At 40.5% G+C, this 20,224-nt stretch carries 19 protein-coding genes; 6 read left to right on the top strand and 13 right to left on the bottom strand.

What is annotated here, in order from left to right; all coding sequences use genetic code 11:
• Positions 1-23 precede the first annotated feature (23 nt).
• The 3 genes from QAI40_RS06970 to QAI40_RS06960 are packed head-to-tail and all read left to right on the top strand — an operon-like array spanning position 24 to position 2,117.
• Positions 24-452, top strand: coding sequence for a hydrogenase iron-sulfur subunit (locus QAI40_RS06970; protein ID WP_299983389.1), 429 nt, complete (start codon positions 24-26; stop codon positions 450-452).
• A gap of 33 nt (positions 453-485) precedes the next feature.
• Positions 486-1,163 (top strand): methylenetetrahydrofolate reductase C-terminal domain-containing protein, encoded by a 678-nt coding sequence (locus tag QAI40_RS06965; protein ID WP_304511525.1) that lies wholly within the window; start codon positions 486-488, stop codon positions 1,161-1,163.
• 21 nt (positions 1,164-1,184) lie between these two features.
• Entirely contained in the window at positions 1,185-2,117 is a 933-nt protein-coding gene (locus QAI40_RS06960) for a methylenetetrahydrofolate reductase (RefSeq protein WP_299980859.1), read from the top strand.
• A gap of 81 nt (positions 2,118-2,198) precedes the next feature.
• On the opposite strand, the gene QAI40_RS06955 is transcribed toward QAI40_RS06960, so the two are convergent.
• Positions 2,199-3,050 carry an MBL fold metallo-hydrolase gene (locus QAI40_RS06955; protein WP_299980857.1) on the bottom strand — a complete coding sequence of 284 codons (852 nt, stop codon included), beginning with the start codon at positions 3,048-3,050 and terminating at the stop codon, positions 2,199-2,201.
• A 24-nt stretch (positions 3,051-3,074) separates the two neighbouring features.
• A complete protein-coding gene (locus tag QAI40_RS06950) occupies positions 3,075-3,758 on the bottom strand; it encodes a histidine phosphatase family protein (RefSeq protein ID WP_299980855.1) in 684 nt (227 codons plus the stop codon).
• Positions 3,759-3,870: 112 nt separating this feature from the next.
• Between QAI40_RS06950 and rocF the strand changes: the two genes are divergently transcribed.
• The 3 genes from rocF to QAI40_RS06935 are packed head-to-tail and all read left to right on the top strand — an operon-like array spanning position 3,871 to position 7,668.
• Positions 3,871-4,782 carry an arginase gene (gene rocF, locus QAI40_RS06945; RefSeq protein WP_299980853.1) on the top strand — a complete coding sequence of 304 codons (912 nt, stop codon included), beginning with the start codon at positions 3,871-3,873 and terminating at the stop codon, positions 4,780-4,782.
• Complete coding sequence (locus tag QAI40_RS06940) at positions 4,779-6,479, top strand: DEAD/DEAH box helicase (RefSeq protein ID WP_299980852.1); 1,701 nt, start codon at positions 4,779-4,781, stop codon at positions 6,477-6,479. Before rocF ends, QAI40_RS06940 begins: the two co-directional genes overlap by 4 nt.
• The gene (locus QAI40_RS06935; RefSeq protein WP_304511524.1) at positions 6,409-7,668 is read left to right on the top strand and encodes a Zn-binding domain-containing protein; all 1,260 of its coding nucleotides are present in this window, start codon (positions 6,409-6,411) and stop codon (positions 7,666-7,668) included. The genes QAI40_RS06940 and QAI40_RS06935 overlap by 71 nt, the downstream gene beginning before the upstream one ends.
• Here QAI40_RS06935 and QAI40_RS06930 read toward each other — a convergent pair.
• The 11 genes from QAI40_RS06930 to dctP form a co-directional block, all read right to left on the bottom strand.
• Complete coding sequence (locus tag QAI40_RS06930; RefSeq protein ID WP_299980848.1) at positions 7,663-8,421, bottom strand: SIR2 family NAD-dependent protein deacylase; 759 nt, start codon at positions 8,419-8,421, stop codon at positions 7,663-7,665. The genes QAI40_RS06935 and QAI40_RS06930 overlap by 6 nt on opposite strands.
• The gene (gene murJ / locus QAI40_RS06925) at positions 8,400-10,004 is read right to left on the bottom strand and encodes a murein biosynthesis integral membrane protein MurJ (RefSeq protein ID WP_304511523.1); all 1,605 of its coding nucleotides are present in this window, start codon (positions 10,002-10,004) and stop codon (positions 8,400-8,402) included. Before murJ ends, QAI40_RS06930 begins: the two co-directional genes overlap by 22 nt.
• 151 nt (positions 10,005-10,155) lie before the next feature.
• Positions 10,156-10,779 carry a site-2 protease family protein gene (locus QAI40_RS06920; RefSeq protein WP_299980844.1) on the bottom strand — a complete coding sequence of 208 codons (624 nt, stop codon included), beginning with the start codon at positions 10,777-10,779 and terminating at the stop codon, positions 10,156-10,158.
• 92 nt (positions 10,780-10,871) lie between these two features.
• Positions 10,872-11,426, bottom strand: coding sequence for a DUF2889 domain-containing protein (locus tag QAI40_RS06915; protein WP_299980842.1), 555 nt, complete (start codon positions 11,424-11,426; stop codon positions 10,872-10,874).
• A gap of 763 nt (positions 11,427-12,189) precedes the next feature.
• On the bottom strand, positions 12,190-13,101 hold the full coding sequence (locus tag QAI40_RS06910) for a MurR/RpiR family transcriptional regulator (RefSeq protein ID WP_299980839.1): 912 nt from the start codon (positions 13,099-13,101) through the stop codon (positions 12,190-12,192).
• A 213-nt stretch (positions 13,102-13,314) separates the two neighbouring features.
• Positions 13,315-14,703, bottom strand: a complete 1,389-nt coding sequence (locus tag QAI40_RS06905) for an MmgE/PrpD family protein (protein WP_299980837.1) — start codon at positions 14,701-14,703, stop codon at positions 13,315-13,317.
• A 201-nt stretch (positions 14,704-14,904) separates the two neighbouring features.
• Positions 14,905-15,855: a succinylglutamate desuccinylase/aspartoacylase family protein gene (locus QAI40_RS06900; protein WP_299980835.1), complete on the bottom strand. Its 951-nt coding sequence runs from the start codon at positions 15,853-15,855 to the stop codon at positions 14,905-14,907.
• Positions 15,856-15,887: 32 nt separating this feature from the next.
• Positions 15,888-17,231: an MmgE/PrpD family protein gene (locus tag QAI40_RS06895; protein ID WP_299980833.1), complete on the bottom strand. Its 1,344-nt coding sequence runs from the start codon at positions 17,229-17,231 to the stop codon at positions 15,888-15,890.
• A gap of 4 nt (positions 17,232-17,235) precedes the next feature.
• A complete protein-coding gene (locus QAI40_RS06890; protein ID WP_299980831.1) occupies positions 17,236-18,519 on the bottom strand; it encodes a TRAP transporter large permease in 1,284 nt (427 codons plus the stop codon).
• The gene (locus tag QAI40_RS06885; RefSeq protein WP_299980829.1) at positions 18,516-19,058 is read right to left on the bottom strand and encodes a TRAP transporter small permease; all 543 of its coding nucleotides are present in this window, start codon (positions 19,056-19,058) and stop codon (positions 18,516-18,518) included. The genes QAI40_RS06890 and QAI40_RS06885 overlap by 4 nt, the downstream gene beginning before the upstream one ends.
• A gap of 75 nt (positions 19,059-19,133) precedes the next feature.
• Positions 19,134-20,165 (bottom strand): TRAP transporter substrate-binding protein DctP, encoded by a 1,032-nt coding sequence (gene dctP / locus QAI40_RS06880; RefSeq protein WP_299980827.1) that lies wholly within the window; start codon positions 20,163-20,165, stop codon positions 19,134-19,136.
• Positions 20,166-20,224: the final 59 nt, after the last annotated feature.

Raw genomic sequence — 20,224 nt, 5'->3', positions numbered from 1 at the left:
AGTGACCCCAAAAACGGAGGTTAATGATGACCCAAGAATTTGAACCCAGGATAATCGCATTTTGCTGTCAGTACTGAGCGTATGCAGCCGGGGACCTGGCAGGTTCCATGAGACTATCCTATCCTGCTGACATAAAAGTTATCCAGGTGCCATGTACGGGAAGGGTGGATATCCTTCATTTGCTCAATGCCATTGAAGATGGAGCGGACGGTGTATACGTGGCCGGATGCCTTGAAGGCGAGTGTCATTACATAGAAGGTAATCTTAAGGCCAGAAGAAAGGTGGAGTACGTAAAAAAAACCCTGACAGAACTGGGTATTGAGCCCGAAAGGGTGGAAATGTATAATCTTTCTTCAGCACAGGGGGCACGGTTTGCCGAGATTGCCAGTGAGATGGTGGGCAAAATCAGGGAGTTGGGACCCACTCCGGTTAAGAGCACTCATGCGGCGTGAAATCAAAAAACTTAAAAAAGATAGAGGTGAATCATGATAGTAGCAGATCGGAAATCTCTTGAAGAGATATTGACGATGGTAAAAGATAATAAAAAGATTCTCATCGCCGGATGCAAGGGGTGCGTTACTGTCTGCAATGTCGGCGGGTTAAAGGAAGTTGAGATACTGGCATCTTCAATGAAAATTGCCAGAAAAAAACAAGGCACTCACATTGACATTGATATTAATGTTCTGGAAAGACAATGTGACAATGAATATGTGGCTGGAGTCAGTGATATAATAGGTAACTATGATGCAGTGATCTCTCTTGCCTGTGGTGTAGGTCCACAGTTTTTATCTGAAATGTATCCCGACCAGACATTTTATCCAGGCGTCAATACCACCTTTTTTGGCGGTGCCACTCAACACGGGGTCTGGGAAGAACGGTGTGCCGGCTGTGGTACATGTGCCATCAATAATTTCGGTGGCCTGTGTCCCATTGCCAGATGTGCGAAAAGTCTCATGAACGGCCCCTGCGGGGGATCATCCAATGGGGCTTGCGAAATAAATAAAGACACGGTCTGTATCTGGGATGTGATTGTCAGAAAGAAAATGGACGCGGGAAAGCTGGAAGACCTGATCGGTGTGAGGGGTATAAAAAACTGGAGAACGGCAAGAGACGGCGGTCCCAGAAGAAGTATCAGGGAAGAACTGGTTCAGGGAAATATATAACAGACAAAGGAGAGAACCAAAATGAGTGAACTCAAATCAGGCAGTAATCTTGAAAAGGTTCTGAAAGCCGGACATTTCGCATTTACAGGAGAATGCGGACCCCCAAAGGGTGCCAATGTCACGCATTTGAAAGAAAAATTTCAATATCTCAAGGGCAATGTGGATGCCGTAAATATGACCGATAACCAGACCGCGGTGGTCAGAATGTCTTCCCTTGCCGGATCGGTCCTGATGATTGAAGAAGGGCTTGAACCCAATTTCCAGATGGTCTGCCGGGACCGGAACCGTCTGGCCATCATGAGCGATATCTTAGGCGCCTATGCCCTAGGCATCCGGAACATGCTATGTCTTTCCGGTGATCATCAGACCTTTGGGAACCATCCGGAAGCTAAAAACGTTCATGATATCGATTCCATGCAGCTCATCGCACTGGTAAAGAAGATGCGGGATGAGGGAAAATTCATGAATGACGAAGATATTGATGTGCCGCCAAAAATGTTTATCGGCGCTGCCTGCAACCCGTTTGCCGACCCGTATGAATACAGGGTGTACAGGCTTGCCAATAAAATCACGGCTGGCGCGGATTTTATCCAGACCCAGTGTATCTTTAACATGGAAAAGTTCCGGGACTTTATGAAAAAGGCCGTGGACATGGGCCTCCATGAAAAGTGTTATATTCTGGCAGGGGTTACTCCCATGAAAAATGCCGGCATGGCAAATTTTATGTCAAGATTTGTACCCGGTATGGACATCCCTGATTCCCTGATTAAACGCCTCAAAAGCGTGGATAAAAAAGACCAGGCAGAAGAGGGCATACGTTTTGCCCTGGAACAGGTTGAAGAATTCAAGGAAATGGAAGGGGTGGCAGGCGTTCACATGATGGCTATTGAATGGGAGCACAGGGTCCCTGAAATTGCCGAAAGGGCAAAAGTACTGCCAAGACCGGTCCTTTGAGTTTTATTCAGTCAAAGGGATGATTTGATTAAGATGTTTTCTTCAGGTCCTCCCTTTTTTTTCGAGTTGGAGATTCTGAGATTAAAACCGGGCACTCCATCCTGCATTGGCAAAGGCAAATTTATCCTTGAACCGATTATAGCAGACGGCTGCGGCCTCATTGCCCGTGCAGTGGGAAACGGCAATCAGTTTAAGATCGTATTGTGCAAAGGCATCCATTGTTTTTTCTAGCTGTTTATCGGAATTTAAAAATCCTAGGTGGGTTCCCCCAATAACCGCATGAAAGGATTTGTATCCGGTTTTTTTAGAAAAATGATTCATGATGTTTACAATGCCTGAATGGGCGCAACCTGTCAGGATGACTGGACCTGATGATGTCTCGATCAAGAGAGAAGCGTCATCATGTAACGGGTCTTGAATAAATGATTGCCCCTCTTTAACCAAAAGTCTCTTGTCTTGTCGTTCAAAGTCTGTCTGCCTTGGTATAACACCTGAAAAAAAGATATCATTTGATATTTTTGAAAATTCTTTTTTGAAATGAAATTTGGCATTCATGTTGGATTCAAGATATTCCTGACTGAACCGGGTACCGATAAACACTTCTTTTTTTTCACCCTCATTCCCGTGGCGGGCATATTTGGGAGCAAAGATATCCGGATGAGCATAGACATCAATTTTTTCTTTTTGAGGCATTAAATCTGCAAGCCCGCCTGTATGGTCAAAATGACCATGGCTCAATACGATTTTATTTATATCTGACAGATTGATTTTTAAAGCGGTTGCATTGGCTTTTAGGCCCAGCCCCTGACCGGTATCCATGAGGATCTTTTCATTATTTTTTTCTATGAGTGCAGAAAACCCGTGCTCGCCAATGATGCCAATTCCTGCACCAGCCCTGTTCTCGCACATTATGGTGATCTTTGTTTTTTCCAAAATGATTCCCTTATATTTTATTTATTACAATAATATCGGGCTTGTCTGATAATTTGTAATATAGTATTGATTCTTTTTTTCAAAAAAGACAACCCCGTCAAGGTAACCCACATCCCCTGCTGTTTCAAGTTTAAGTCCCAATTTAAACTCTTTTAAAGGGTAAATATTCCAGTCATGGGAAATACAGATGGCAATCTGGTTTTCTTTGAGGTTTTTTATTTGTTCAATCATAAATTCACTTAAAAGGTCTGAAGTTCTTTCCGGATTTTCCATAATACTTTCATCAATACGGTTATCAAACCAGTTCCGCAGAAAACCCTTATTCCCTTGTTTTTCAATATGGTGAATGGCTTTTTGGGTATCCTTTACATAAAAAGGTGCAAGCACATCATTTATGCAATTATGCTCAATGACCCGGTTATTTTTATTTGTATACCCTTTATCAATCAGAAAAGAGGTTTCAATACATCTTCCCAGAAAACTGGAAGATATTTTTGGTAAGGGTCTTGACCGGATGGTGGCGCCAAAATCAACGGCAAACTTTTTACCGTTATCTGTTAATCCCATGAAGGGTTCCAGTTTTGGATTTTCTGTGAAAAATCTGTCGGAATGGCGGATAATTACACTGATTTTTTTTATCCCGTTATCCAGCAAATGATTAATTGTATCAATGGTTTGTTTTGTTCTGAGTTCGTACTTTTGTGTCATGTATGAGGCGCTCCTGAAAACGTATGAAGTTTTATCTTTTTGTTGAATAGTTTTCATACTCTATGTTATATGAGCTGTCAAGCTGGGAAATAATCTTTAAGGAGCAATTTCAATGCCAAAAAAAATCAGTATTATCGGGGTTCCTATGGATTTCGGACAGCTGCTTCGCGGGGTTGACATGGGACCTGCGGCCGTCAGGTATACAGGATTGATTCCAAGACTCAGGTCTTTGGGACATGAAGTTGTTGATACAGGGGATATCCGTATCCCCATCCGGGATTTCGATGCCAGTATCGGCAAGAATAATGAGGGTATTGATGAAGATAAATATTTAAAAGAAATTACCCTGATTTGTGAGTCCATATATAAAGCGGGTAAAGAGGTTGTTAAAAAAGGACGCCTTCCCTTATTTATCGGTGGAGATCACTCCATTGCAGTGGGAACGGTTGCTGCAGTCACAAACGATGACCCTACAGGACTTATATGGATTGATGCCCACGGGGATTTTAATACACCTGCCACCTCACCTTCCGGAAATATCCACGGGATGCCGCTGGCTGCACTTATCGGGGAAGGCCACGACTCCCTGGTCAATGTGGGCCGGCCCGGTGCAAAAATTCATCCTGACAATGTGGTGATGATCGGTCAAAGAGACCTGGATGCAAGCGAGAAAGAAAGATTTAAAAAATCAGGTATTACCGTATTTACCATGCGGGATATTGATGAGCAGGGTATCAGTTCTGTTGCCAATAAAGCCCTGATGAAATTGGTTCATTTAAAAAGAATCCATCTGACTGTAGACATGGATGCGCTTGATCCTGTTGAAGCACCCGGAGTGGGAACACCGGTTCCGGGAGGAATTTCCTATCGGGAAGCCCATCTATTAATGGAGATTCTTGCAGATTCGGGTAAAATTACCTCAATGGATCTGGTTGAGATTAATCCGATTCTGGATATTGCCAATAAAACAGCAGAACTGGCAGTGGAATTGACACTCTCCGCATTAGGAAAGAGTATTTTGTGAGTCTGGATGAATATATTCAATCCCTGAAAAATTATAAAGGATTTGCAGGGGATATTGTCTGCCACAGAACCCTTCCGTCCAGAGAGGCGATTTTTGCTTCTAGTGATCCTGAACTTAAAAACAATCTGTCACACTTATTAAAATTTCTGGGTATCAAAAGGCTTTACAGGCACCAGAAAAAAGCCATAGAAATGATTTGTAATGGCATTCACACTGTTATTGCCACACCTACGGCCAGTGGTAAAAGTCTTATATATAACCTCCCCGTGATAGACAAACTTATTGAAGATCCGCAATCCCATGCCCTTTATCTGTTTCCTTTAAAAGCTCTGGCACGCGATCAGCTGGAAACGGTTCAAGGCTTACTGACTGCTGTAGGGATAGAAAATATAGCCACCCCGAAATTAAAGGCTGCCGTATATGACGGGGACATCTCTTCCTATCAAAAATCAAAAATCAGAAAGGCATTGCCTCATATTCTGCTGTCAAACCCGGAAATGCTCCATTTGGCCATGCTGGCCCACCACCATTTGTGGGAAGATTTTTTCAAACACTTAAAATATATTGTCATTGATGAAGTCCATACCTATCGGGGTGTCATGGGCTCCAACATGGCATGGGTGTTCAGAAGACTTCAAAGGATCTGCCGCCTTTACGGGTCCAGCCCGGTGTTTATTTTCTGTTCAGCCACCATTGCAAATCCGGCATCTCTGGCTCAAAAGTTAACGGGTCTTGATGTCAGTGTCGTGGATGAATCAAGTTCTCCTGCAGGGAAAAAAGATGTTATTTTGATGAGAGGACTTGAAGGGGCTGCTCAGACAGCGATTGCCTTGATTCATTCGGCTGTTCACAGGAATTTGAGGACGATTTGTTATACACAATCCAGGAAAATTACGGAATTGATTGCAATCTGGGCATCCCAGAGAGCCGCCTCTTTTGCAGACAGGATCAGTGCCTATCGGGCAGGGTTTTTACCCGAGGAAAGACGGTCCATTGAAAGAAAACTTGCCACAGGAGAGCTTCTGGCTGTGGTGTCCACCAGTGCCCTGGAACTGGGGATTGATATCGGAAACCTCGACCTGTGTATATTGGTAGGATATCCCGGGACCATCATGTCAACCTGGCAGAGAGCCGGCCGCGTCGGCAGGGATGGCAAGGATTCGGCATTGATACTCATAGCCCATGAAGATGCGTTGGATCAATATTTTATCAACCATCCGGATGTTTTTTTTAATATGCCGCCTGAAAAGGCAATTATCAATCCCCGGAATATGGCCATCTTAAAACAGCACCTGGAATGTGCAGCAGCAGAGTTGAGCCTTAACCGGGTTGAACCGTTCTTAAGTGACAAGACAGTTCAAAAAGCCATATCAGAACTGGAATATTCCGGCAGGGTTTTAAGAAGTCGTGGGGGAGACATGTGGTATGCTGCCCGGAAATCACCCCACAGGAATGTTAATCTGAGAGGAACCGGAAAAAGCCTTCCCATTTTTCTTGAAAAGACTAAACAAAGCCTTGGCGAGATTGATAAGCACAGATCCTATTTTGAAACCCATGAAGGAGCCATCTACCTGCACAGGGGAGAATCTTATATCATCACCCGGTTTGACCATGAAAAGGGGAGTGTTGAAGCAAAGAGAAAAAGATGTGCATTATTTTACAAAGGCACGGTCTTCAAAATCTACAAAGATTATTAAACAGATTGATTCCTGCAGGGTCAAAGGCACAAGGGTAGGGTTTGGAAAATTAAGAATTACCGAACAGGTGACAGGGTACGACCAAAGGCTTGTGTCTAATCAGAAATCCATAGGTATCGTACCATTGGATTTGCCAAAGCTTGAATTTGAGACCCAGGGTCTCTGGATCGAAATCCCCGATTATGTCAGGGATAAAATTGAGTCTGACCGAATGCATTTTATGGGCGGGATTCATGCATTGGAGCATGCCGCCATAGGGATCATGCCGCTGCTCGTGATGACGGATAGAAATGATCTTGGAGGAATCTCCATTCCATTTCATTCCCAGACAAAGAAAGCGGCCGTGTTCATATATGACGGTGTTCCAGGAGGGTTAGGATTGTCTGAACAAGCATTTAAACATTCACAAGAGTTTCTTGAAAGAACTTTTAATGCCATACGATCTTGTAAGTGTGAAACAGGCTGCCCTGCCTGTGTGCATTCTCCCAAATGCGGGTCTGGAAACCGGCCCATTGATAAGCTGTCATCTTTAAAGATTCTTGAGATGATTTTATCCGGCGAAGAAAAAGAAACATTTTATAAAATCAATGAACCAGACTTTGAATCTATATCTGAAGAAACATCAGATTTTGATTCAAAAATAATTCATAAAGATAATTTACGATATGGCGTCCTGGATATAGAAACCAGAAGATCTGCCAAAGAGGTTGGCGGGTGGAACAAGGCTGAAAAAATGGGGGTCAGCTGTGCCATACTCTATGATTCAAAAACCGCTGTTTACCAGGAATATCTCCAGAAAGATATTGAATCGCTTTGTGAAGATCTTCAAAAATTAGACCTGGTAATTGGCTTTAATATTATTCGGTTTGACTATAAAGTTTTATCAGGCCTGTCAGATTTTGATTTTTTTTCGCTTCCCACCCTGGACATCCTGTTAAAAGTTCATGAAAGATTAGGGTACCGGCTTTCTCTTGACCATTTGGCAGGGCAAACCCTTGGGTGCGGCAAGAGTGCCGATGGTCTGATGGCTCTCAAATGGTGGGAGCAAGGCAAGATTGATAAGATAATTGAGTATTGCAAACAGGATGTGAAAGTCACCCGCGATTTATATCTGTATGGAAAAGAAAACCAGTTCCTGGTTTTTAAAAACAAGGCCGGCAATCAGGCCAGAATTCCGGTTAACTTATGAGATATGGATAACCTGCCCCATAATCTTTTTCAGGACATCTCCTGCCTTTTCTCTGATAAGAACATCACACACTTTATCGTAGGGTGTTTCAGAAAGGTTGATGATGACAAGAAAGGCGCCTGCATTTTTCGCATATTCAGGCATCAAAGCTGCCGGTTGCACCAGAAGTGTGGACCCCACTACAATAAAGACATCACTTTTTGATGACAGCGTGGCAGCTCTTTGGGTTTCCTCAACCGGCATGGCCTGGCCAAAAGAAATTGTATCCGGCTTAAAATATCCGGAACACGAACAAACAGGCGCTTTGTCTCCAGCATCTATCATGGCCTGGGCCTTTTCCCAGGATATAAGCTTTTTACAGCTCATGCATCTGACTCGCCGGGTATTGCCATGAAGTTCGATAATTTTTTCTTTTGGAATCCCAGATGCTTCATGTAATCCATCAATATTCTGGGTGATAAGCGTTTTTAAAATTCCGAGTTCATGCAATTTTGCAAGGCTTTTATGGCCCGCGTTGGGTTTGGATGCAGACAGGCTTTTTTCCATGTCAAGCCGCTGTTCCCAATATCTGATCCTTGATTCTTCGGAAGACATGAACTCATCAAAGTATACGGGCTTAAATTTATCCCATATGCCTCCCTGACTCCTGTAATCTGGTATCCCGCTTTCCGTTGAGATACCAGCGCCGGTAAAGACAACAAGGTGTTTTGATCCTTTAATTTTTTGGGCGACTATTTGTGATTTTGTGTCCATGGAAAAAGCCTTTTGCATGTGACCTTCAGGTTATGAATGTTTTCATAGAGAATAAGGATTTCCTGAATTTTAAACATAAATCCTGTTACAAAAAATAAAGACAAAAATTCAATCCCGACAAGACAGGCAATCGTAAAAGAACCCAAAGGTGTGGAATGATCAATGAGATTCCGCAAGCCAAAAGCGGTGATAAAAAGAATAGATCCAATGATTAAGCTGATCGGGATCATTTTAAGGAAAAATAGATAGACTTCTTTTTTTTCAGTATTTAAACTTTTTCTGTTCCAGCATTCAAACAGGACAAACGCCTGAATGATAACAGACAGCGATAAGCCTAACGCTACTCCTTTGGCCCCCATTGTTTTCATGAACAGGAAAATTAAGGGAAGGGTGACTGCAACACAGAGACTTGTAAAAATAGCGGGGAAAAGTGTATTTTGGATGGCATAGTATCCCCTTGACACCATATTTTGAGCTGAAAATGCAAAGGCGCCCACCATGAAAAACGGCAGAATTCCTGCAGTTATCAAGGTCGCCTGGGCATCAAATTGTCCTCTTTGAAAAAGAATCGTCACGATTTCATGGCTTAAAACAATAAAAAGAACAGAAAAGGGAATGACAAGAAAAATAAATTTCAATGTTTTGTTTAACAGGCGGTTTAGCTCAAAAATGTCGCCTCTCTGGGCAAGTTTTGCCATGAAGGGGTATGATGCAATACCAATGGCCTGCCCGAAAAGTCCCACAAGAACAAACATCACCCTGAGGGCATAATTCATGGCAGCAATACTGCCTTCATTTAAATAAGACCCGAAAAATTTTAAGAGAATTTCCGTTGAAAATGTCATGGTAAGACCTATCATCAAAGGAAGCGTGAGCGTAATATATTTTATCAGATCAGGATGGGTAAAGCTCAGTATAGGGTAATACCGGGCTCCCAGTTTTTTAGCACCGATAATCTGGACTGCAAAATTCCCCAGGAATGCCCCTGCAAGAACACCCCAGGCAAATCCTTCCATACCCATGAAAGGACCGAGAACAAGTCCGCCCAGAATAATGGTTAAATTGTATATCAAAGGAGCAAGGGCAGGGATGAAAAATTTTTCTTTTGCAAATTGAATAGCCATAAGCAGTCCGCCGCTGAAAAAGAAAAACTGGGCAGGAATGATAATTCGGGTCATTTTTACGGCAAGGGCAAAAGTATCGGGGTCTTGAATGCCGGGGGCAAAAATATGGACAAATTTTGGTGCCCATATCATCGTGATCAGAATAAAACACAAAAGAAGAAGTCCAAAACCATTCATGATTATAGAAAACACTTTGTATCCGTCATCTTCCCTGTTTAAGGAAAGATAGTGGGCAAATATTGGAATAAAAGTGATAGACAGAAAACCGCTTGCAACAATATGGTTAAGGATTTCAGGAAGGATAAACGCAATCTGATAGGCATCAACCCCGGCTTTTATGCCGCCGAAATTTGCAATTGCCATTTCACGGAAAACACCGATTACACGACTGGCAAATACAGATGCCATCATGATAAAGGATGCAACTCCCACTTTTTTTAATATATTCTTATTTGTCATAGCTATAATATGGATAGGGTTTATCATAAAGGATTGGCAAATAAAAGCCTTACGCCGGAAAATAGCAGGGTTATCGCAAGTGGATTTGAAAAATTTCAGATATGCTGGCAGCGGCGTAACTATTCTTTCTTTCCAGGACGGTGGTTGACAATTAGGGCAACAACAGTTTGATAAGCGATAGAATCATCAATTGGAAAAAGTGAATTACAGGATTCAGAACACCTAAGTAAAGCAGCCCGATAACAATAAAAAACCCATACCGCTCAAGACGGAAAAGGTAGTTTTGAATGCTTGGGGATGCGAAGCCCATAAGAATTTTAGACCCATCGAGAGGCGGCAGTGGTATCAAATTAAAAGCGGCCAGAATGATGTTGATCTTTGCAAAATAATAGAGAAGTTGTGCCAGCACACTTGACGGCGAAGGGGACAGCAATTGATCCAAAAAAAGAGCACCAAACGCCAATAGCATGTTCGCGATGATCCCTGCGGAAGAGACCAGTATCATCCCCTTTCGCCGGTTACGCAGCTGGTTGAAATTAACCGGCACCGGCTTTGCCCAGCCAAAGCCGAAAACAAAGAGCATGATAGTACCCATAGGGTCGAGGTGTTTGAGCGGATTGAGGCTTAGACGGCCGAGCAACTTGGCTGTCGGATCGCCCATGCGATAGGCTACCCAGCCATGCGCCAACTCATGAAAAATAATGGCATACAATAGCGGTATGGCGATGAGGATGAATGTAAGCGGATCTTTAAGCAATAGATTGAGCAGGCCCATGGATTGTCTCCTTGATAGCTAAAATTTATTAAACCTTAAATTACATTTGCTGTTTCGTCGATAAAACAGATTTAACACTTCGGGTCAAATATTCAGCTATTATTTTTTATTTTAAGATTTTTAGCTAAGGGTCCATCCTTTCGCCACGCCCAACAAGTGTCAACTAAATACTTTTCAATATCCAACTCAGAATTTTCACTTCTATGTTCTTTACGTGCTTCGAATATCCAGTGTCCTTGAAGTGCTGCTGATGCCATAGATAAAAGCAAAGTTGTCAAATGAACACATCCTTTTATACCGCCTGCAATCTTTTTAACTTTGGACGTAAATCCTGGTGCAATATTGAGTCCCTTTATTTTATCAAGACTATTTTCCATTTTTCTGCAAAGATCATCGTGAGGAGCTCCTGGGATTTTTGTATGAGTATCCACAATTTTCAATTCAGCATTTTTAACAAGTAGTTGAATTTGCATATGGTGAAATATATTTGGTTCTATGGGTTCACCAGATCTTTCATAAACCGTAATAAGATTTTTTTCTTTGAATTCTCCTGTGATTAATATGTGCTCATCATCGACAATATAACTGGAAATATCCAGATTGCGATTGTGTATCTCTTCAAGGCCATTCACTTCTATATTTTTCATTGGATTAACCTTTCCTGAAAAAAACTGATTTCAAATTTGAATTTGATATCGAATATAATGCTGTTATTGGGCATTTCAAGAAACTAAAAAATATTAAACCCTTCCACCTTCATCAACCCTTATTTTTTAAAGACCAGTCCAAAAAAATCCATCTATCATCACATCATATGTGTCTGTCATGGTTTCATACAAAGGATGACCGTCCAAACGAAGCCTGTATCTTTCGCTCAATCAATCAAAACAGCAGGTTTCAAAGTATTTATGCTCCTGATTCATTTTCTTTGTTTATCCTGAAAGTGACCACGATAGAATGGCTTAAAAAGGGGCTTAAATCTGAAATTTGTACGATGTGGCCGATCTTTTTTAGAAAAGGTAAATGTTGCTGTGTTGTATATATATATATAAACCACTCTGGAAGAATGACCGGAGATGATGTCTGCGGTTCATATATTTGAATTGAAATTTCAAAGCTGAAAAAACATCACATACCATATGTGGGGTTGCCTAAAATTTATCTGGCCCGAGCCCTATGAATACATATTGTCGCTGACGGATTCCAGGCAGGCATGGGCACTTCCAAATCAAGTTAACGCCTGTAAATAAAGGGTTTCATCGTTCATAAATATCCACAACCAACGGTTTCGGATAGGTCTCTTTCCCTCTAAAAAAATCATTTTTTTGAATAAATCAACTTACAACTTTTTTTGTATCAAATAAGCGCAAGTGATAAAATTAAATCCCATGGTAGAATGCGGAAGTGCGGTTATCCAGGTTTATGCCATATCATCATGCTCTTTGTATACTGCTCGAATGAGTTTAAGTAATCTTTGGTTTTCTTGGGAAATCTAATACTGTATTCGGCAATTAGGGCATGAATAAAGGTAATCGGAGCGGCGAATGAGTCCACAATTGACGTCATGCTGATCGGAATATGAAATACCAGATCCGATAAGTGTATTACCGGTGAATTGTTTGTGTTGGTAATAGAAATAATTTTACAGCCCTTTTCTTTACAAAGACGGCCAAATCCTAATGTTGATTCAGGATATCTGGGGTAGGCAATCAGAAAAACCAGTGAATCCCGGTTTAAATCGTTTATTAAGTGCGGCGAATCTGCACAAACTTGGTTTATAACATTCACCGACCTAAAAACCTTGCTTGCCGCATAACCAAAGTAACTGGCAAGAGAGGCAGAGCCCATATTGCCTATAATGGTCATATTTTTTGCAGCAGACATCATAGAGATGCAAGTATCCACATCGTCGCGTTTCACGGAATTGGACATTTGTTCTATGCTGTCCATTTCAATATTTATAATACGCTCAAATGTCGAGTCTTGATGAGCATTTTTAACAGATTCGCGTCCGATACCAAAGCGCATTATGGTGGACATCTCAAATTGGATACTCTTTTGCACCTCACGCCCAAGTTCTATATACCCTTTGTATCCAAGTGTATTGCAAAACCTGACGATAGTGGCAACAGACACCCCGGAAGCTTCAGCCAGTTTAGCAATTGATAGATAGCCTATCTTTTCCGGAAACTTGATCATGTATTCAGCCAGAAATCTCTGACGTCTGGTGAAATCATTCATCTTTGCATGAATGCGCTTCATAACCTTTTGTGCGACGGCACCACGCTTATTATCAGGTTTTTTAGCCGGTCCTTTTTCCATTTCTACGTTACCCTCCAGTTAAGGACATCAAGTGAAACTGCACTGCATAATACTTTACACTATCCAATTTGTCCACCCACGGCTAAGCTTTTGATGGCTATAATGATTATTGGTTAGCGTAATGAGAATCAACTGTCGGATAATTCCTCCGGGTTTCGGTATTGACCGCCGAAGATGAACGTTTGAGTATAGCTTGACACGGCCGTTGCTATTTTAGCAGCACAAACAATCGGTCAGGTCGCGGGTGTCTTGGAGGGATTCAAGGTCCAACACCATGCGGCTAAAAATGGCGGCTTTTCCACATGGGATACAATCTTGAGTCACAGTGTTAAATTTATTTTCCAGTTCACTACCACTAAGCGGGTTGTCATTGTTGCCTTTTGCAAATAAAACTGTTTTATCAAACGTTTGATTATCGTTTAAACTTACAATCAGCCTGGTTGCTTCATTGGGCGGCGAGCTTCCGGCGTTTTGGCCAGAACTAAAATCATTTCGCACACGTCGGTGGACACGCCCCATGACAGTCCTAAGCTTGGAATCAGTTATGTTTTGTCCAGTGAAAAAAGAGTTGTCCAGCTCCCCTTTGCATAATGCCATGGCCACGCAAGCTTCCAGGCTAAATCGGGCATGCTCGGTATTAGCTGGATTTGTGTAGATCAGACTGGTATTAACCAAAGGTGTTATTTCACAAATTATGGAGGTCACATCATCTGCAACAAATCCATATTCCTTTACTAAGGATAAAATGGCATCCACAGCAGCATGAGTTGCTGAACATGAGGGATAGAGCTTGAAGGCCACCCCCGGGTTCGTCAATTCATAGGGTTTGCCAAGATCGTCCAATGCATTCAGGGAAGCATGATCACTGATCAAAGACAGGAAAAGACTGTCAGCATCCAAATGATCAGTGGCTGTCGTCAATCCGATCTTTGCCAATTTGGAAAACATCACACCATCCATTGCGGTTTTGCCCACCCCGAAAGGCTTGGCCATCGTGCCGAAATTACTCCTGAGCCCGCTGGCAAAGGAAACGCCCAGACCTATGGCCATGACCATCTCTTCTATATCAATCCGCAATAGTCGTGAACAGGCAACCACTGCACCGGTTAAGCCCAGCAGACTCGTGGTCCACCAGCCTTTATGGTAGGTACTAGGGTTGACTGTTGCGCCCAATTTACCCATTACCTCATAGCCAGCCACAAAAGCTGTGATCAGGTCCCGACCCTGGCATTGATGTTCCTCGGATAGAGCTAATAAAGCGGGCACAATTATTGCGGCTGGGTGCCCAATGGAAGAGTAATTGGTTTCATCATAGTCCAGCGCATGACAGGCAGTACCATTGGTTAAAGCAGATAGCTCAGCCGTTGTTTTAATCGCCGATCCCCAGATCGAACTAGTGCCATGGCTTGAGTTGTCATTAGCATATCCTTTTACCTTTAAGACGGATTGAGCCTGCAACCCGGCCAAAGCCACTCCAATGGTATCCAAAAAGCAATATTTTGCAACTTGTACAACTTTTTGAGGTAGATCATCATATTCAAGCTTCGCAGCCCATTTTGCTACATTATAAGTTGGGGAGGCTTGGCTATTTTTAGTTGGCATGGGTAGTCCCGGAATAATTTACAAAATATCATAAAAAAAATGTAAAGGTTTATGAGGTTTTAGCCGAGTTGTCTTGCATTATCATAATGATATTATCCAAAATTTAAAGTATTTATATAAAATACTCAACTTTCGGAGGAGTAAAAAACAACCAATTACCCCTCGATTAATGCCGATGGACTACTTTTTAGCCCTAAATATTTATTGTATTCGCCCTACCCAAACTGTCCAGTCACCAGGGCGTATTCGAGGTACTGTCCTAAAGCCTATAACTATACCATCATAAGGAGATTTTATTACTTCTATTTCTTTGTTTAAAAGATTATGAATAGTTGCCAATATTTCACCTTTTTTTACATTTTGCCGTAGATTTAAGCTTGAGCGAAATATTCCACCATTTTTCCCATGCATCCAAAAGCCATCGAATATTTTATACTTCGATTTAAATCTTTTTGGCTTCTCTTCCAATATCATTATATGTTTCAAAACATTCTTAATCCCATCTATCTCAAAAGTGACATGTTCTTGATCCACCTCACCATTGCCACCACCGTGTTTCATGAACACATCAACGCCGGTTTTTGACACAGCATTTCTTAAAACAGAAGATGAAGCACTCCCTGCCCAAAGCAAATCATTCCCAAAAGCTTTAGCATAATCTAAATTATAAGATCCATTTGAGCTTTTAACTAAAGAAACAAATGGCGTAATTTTATAACACATACCGATTTCAAGTATTTCAATCCCAAAATCTGATTTGGTTACAATATGATCCATAAAATATCTTGTAATTTTTTCAGTCAAAAAACCGTTAGCATTTCCACTTCCCGTTCTATTCAAAATCAACTCATCAGGACCGTTTCGTTTGATAAGATCAAATGCTGGTGTATTTAGTATGGGTATTCCAATAAAACACCCCTTTAAAAGTTGAGGGTTCAATTCTTCATATATTTTATATATTGCCTCCATACCGTTATATTCATCGCCGTATAATCCTGATACAACATAAAATGTTCTTCCGCTTTGCATTCCATTAATTGCTAAAAGCGGTATTTTTATTGCCCCTGAAAAATCTTGTGCAACCTCCAACCATTCGGCTTTTTTTTGTCCTGAATTAATAGATATGTTATCAATTTTTAAACTTTTTTTCATTAACGTAATCTCCTCTAATTTTATGAACAAACTTAAAAAGCTAATTGATGAATTATTTCTTTAAGATCTTTTGTTTTTTCTAAATTCAGAACCGATTTAATAAGCATTTCTACATTGCAGCCTTTTTTTGAACATGTTATCGAATTTTTAAATTTTTCTATTACCTCAGATATAATTTCCTCTGAACCTTTTGTTAATGCTTCAGTATCTATTTGCTTATTAAAAATCTTCCCATCATCTAGTTTAATTTCAACTATTGCTTCTGTACTCTTTAAATATTTTTTAACTTGAACGGAAGTTTTTTCCATTATTTCAATAATTAAATTATTTTTTATTTTTTTATGAGTAAAAACTCTTTCAGTTGCATGTCCTTCTAAAAGAGAAACAGCCAAACAAAATGGCTGGCTAAATTTACCTTCTAATTTATTCTTCGGAATTAAAATTTTCGCCATATCCCATGCCAATGGTGGTATCTTACACACAATAGATTCAATAGATTCAATATTTTTTTGCAATAGATTCAACTTTTCTTTTAATGATAAAGCGCATTCAATTACAGCATGTGTTCTATAACACGAGGCATGTTTTTTAAAAATTATGTTATCAATCTGCCAACTCCGTCCAAAATTATGAAAAATCTCATTGGTATTACATTCTTTTCCCATAACTGAAATAATACCTTTTTTTCCTCCGAGTATGTCTTTTGCACTAGTAATCCCTTGTTCTGCTAAAATAGCGCCCATTAATCCGTCCGAAGCAGCCTTTCCGATTTGGAATGGCTTTGACATTGATCCGAATACTTCTCTAAGGCCAGCTGCCGTTGTTCCTGCTATGCCTAACGCATTAATAAAATGTTTTTCCCCCAGCCCCATAAGCTTTCCCGAGCCCGCAGCTGCACCCAAATGACCAAGCGTTGCCGTTGAATGCCATCCCTGTTCATAATGTTCCGGGTTTATCGCTTCAGCGAGCATACACTCAACTTCTACGCCAATAATATAAGAACACATTAAGTCTTTCCCACTGAGATGTCTCCATTCTCCGAGTGCAAACAAAGCCGGTAATACAGGAGCACTAGGATGCCCTATCAAACCAAGGTGGATATCATCATAATCCAAAACATGAGAAAAGTATCCGTTTAGTAGAGAAGCATTAATAATATCGGTGTAAAAATTTTGGCCTATAACCATTGCTTGTTTAGGCCCAGAAAATTTTTTTATTGCGTCAACTAGAATAATTGAGGATGAATCTTTTGCACCGCAAAAGGTAACACCTAACCAATCTAAAATTGCTACCTTAGCCTTTTCAATAGTTTTTTGTGGAATATCATCAAAGTGAATACGTTGAATGGTTTTAGCTATTTCTTCAGATATGTTCATTCTTTTAACCCGGACCCATTAACAAATTTGGTAAAAATGTTACTATCTCTGGTATATATGTTACCAATGCAATTTCGAGAAGACCAAGCAACATGAAAGGGAATGCCCCACGTACGACCTCTTTCAACGGCACATTAGCTACTCCCGAAAGGACAAAAAGGTTTAATCCTACAGGGGGAGTTATTAGCGCCACTTCCATATTGACAACCATCATTACCCCAAAGTGAATCGGATCAATTCCAAGTTCAATAATTGTTGGCAAAAGAATTGGAAGTGTTATTAGCATTATCGATACAACCTCAAGAAACATTCCCAGAAACAAAAATAGAAAATTACAAAACAAGAGAAACATCCAGGGTTGCAGGTTCAATGATTTAACATTTGTTACAAGTTGTGCAGGGATTCCTGCATGTGTAATCCAGTGACCGAAAACGCTTGCGGAAGCGATAATAATCATTATCATACCTGCCGATTTCATCCCGTCCGCAAAGACATTAAGAATATTATTAAATTTGACTTCACGATAAATGAACAGCGCAACGATTATCGCTGCTCCGGCTGCTAAAGCTGCCGCTTCAGTTACTGTTACTATTCCAGAATAAATCCCACCTAAAACAATAATCGGAAGCGATAAAGCTGGTAGTGCTTTTAACGTAGTACTTGTTGCTTTTTTAAAAGAAACCTTTTTAGAACCGCCATAGTTTTTACGTCTTGCATAATAACAAATCCAAGCTATATAAAGGCCTCCTTCTAGTATCCCAGGCAATACACCGCCGAGAAAAAGTCTCGGAATCGATTGTTCTGTTATAATCCCGAAAAGTATTAATGAAATACTCGGCGGAATCATGATTCCCATTGTACCGGATGAAGCAACTACACCTGTTGCAAAAGACAAACTATATCCTCTTTGTGCCATAGCCGGTACTACAATAATTCCTATAGATAAAGCTGTAGCAACAGATGAACCACAAATCGCAGCAAAAAACATACAGGTAAATACACAGGCTATTGCCAGCCCTCCACGCCAATGGCCCACATAACAGTTAATTGCATTTATAAGATGACGTGATACACCTCCTTGAGTCATAAATTGAGCGGCTACAGTAAAAAATGGAATAGCAAGAAGTGTAAAGCCTCCCAAAGAATTATACATTACTTCAGGTACCATTACAGCCGGTACATGAGAAAAAAAAATAAGCATAGTGATTGAGGTTAAACCAAGAGTCAGAAAAATTGGCATTCCTGAACATAAAAGTAAAGAAAAAATAATAATAAAAGATATTATCATCGCACACGATCCCCTTTTTTTAAACATGGCCTAATATCTTCATGACTTCCTTTCAGAAGATCTGGTGTAAATTGAAACAACAAAAGCCAAAGTTCTTTTGTAAACCTTAAAGACAATAACGAGAAACCGACTGGTACTGCAAGATAAGCAAGCCACATTGGAAAACGCAACGATGTTTCAGACACTTCCCCCATATTTATTGCAGCCCGAACGATAACAAAACCATAATAAGTAATTGCTATGGAAAATATTATCCCCAAAAAAGTGGTTACTATTTTTATCAAACGGCGTAAAGTAGATGGGAAAAGATCAAAAATAAAAGTGGCTCCGATATGTTCTTTATTTTCAGCTATTGTACTTGAAGCCAAGTAAACAGACCAAATAGTCATATAAATTGCAACTTCTTCTGACCATTCTGGTGCTGAACCCATCACGTAACGCATGAAAACGGCGTATAATATAACCAGGAGTGCACAACAGGAAAAACCGCCAAAAACTATTTTTTCAATACGATTCCAAATCTTTATTATTATTTTCATTTTAATTAACCCAACAATCTTCAGGCAGGTATTAAGAAACAGATTGGCCTGCCTGAAGACTGTTGTTCTCCTTTTTTACATTCCAAGCATTTTCTTTGCGGTTTCGACGAGATTAGGATCTATATTTAACTTTTTTACCAATTTTGCTTGTGTCGGCATAATATGTTCCCGCCATTTTGCAAGGGTTTCGTCAGACGGACGAAATATTTTTCCGCCTTTTTTCTTTAATAGTTGTTCAATGGCCAATTCACCTTTTTTTTGCAATTCCCTTGCGATTGCTCGCTGCTTGGGAACACTCCTATTCCAGACCTCGGTAAAAAGAATTTGAAGATCAGTCGGTAACGCATCCCAAAACTTTTTTGAGCACATCGGTACATAATGTAAAAAGTATTGACGATCCATGACAGAATATTTAATACCAGCATCTACTAACTTTGCACCATACATGGCACTATATGAAGTTATTAATCCATCCACTGTACCTCGCATCAGAGCCATTGACATATCAGGCCAAGGTACAGGTATAGGATTAGCACCTAAGGCTTGCAATCTACTCGAATTTGCAGGAGAACCAAAATATCGAATTTTGAGGTCCTTCAAATCATTTAGAGTTTTTATCTCTTTTTTTGTAGTATGGAGATGTACATATCCTAATTCATACCATTTTCCAGGAATAACAACATTCATCTTTTTTTCTATAGAGTCGGCAAGCTCTTTACCAAATTCGCCATCAACAAGCTTCTCAGTAACTTCAGGCGGTTGTGCATAAAACATGGGAAGTGCAGTAAGTGCAGCATTTGGATTTATTTTATCTAACCACCAAACACCTGGCACACCCATTTCAACGGTTCCTAAAGTAAGTGCTTTAAGAATATCTTTTCCTTTATAAAGCTGGGCACTCTGAAAGAATTTGGCCTTAAATCGCCCATTTGATTTTTCTTCCAACTCATTGATAAAAATTTGTATTCCTCGATTTCGTTCTCTATCCGGCGCTGTCTCAACCGATATAGTGAATTCATAAACATCCTTTGCAATAGCTTCCAGTGGAATCGAAATAACACCAATAATTAAAGTTGTTAACATACTGAATAAAATTAACTTTTTCATATTTTTCTCCTTGTTATATGGTTATTAAACGCTCTCGTAATGCTCTAATTGTTAATTGT

Source organism: Desulfobacula sp. (genome assembly GCF_030611305.1).
GTDB lineage: Bacteria > Desulfobacterota > Desulfobacteria > Desulfobacterales > Desulfobacteraceae > Desulfobacula.
This window is presented reverse-complemented; position numbering and strand designations above follow the sequence as displayed.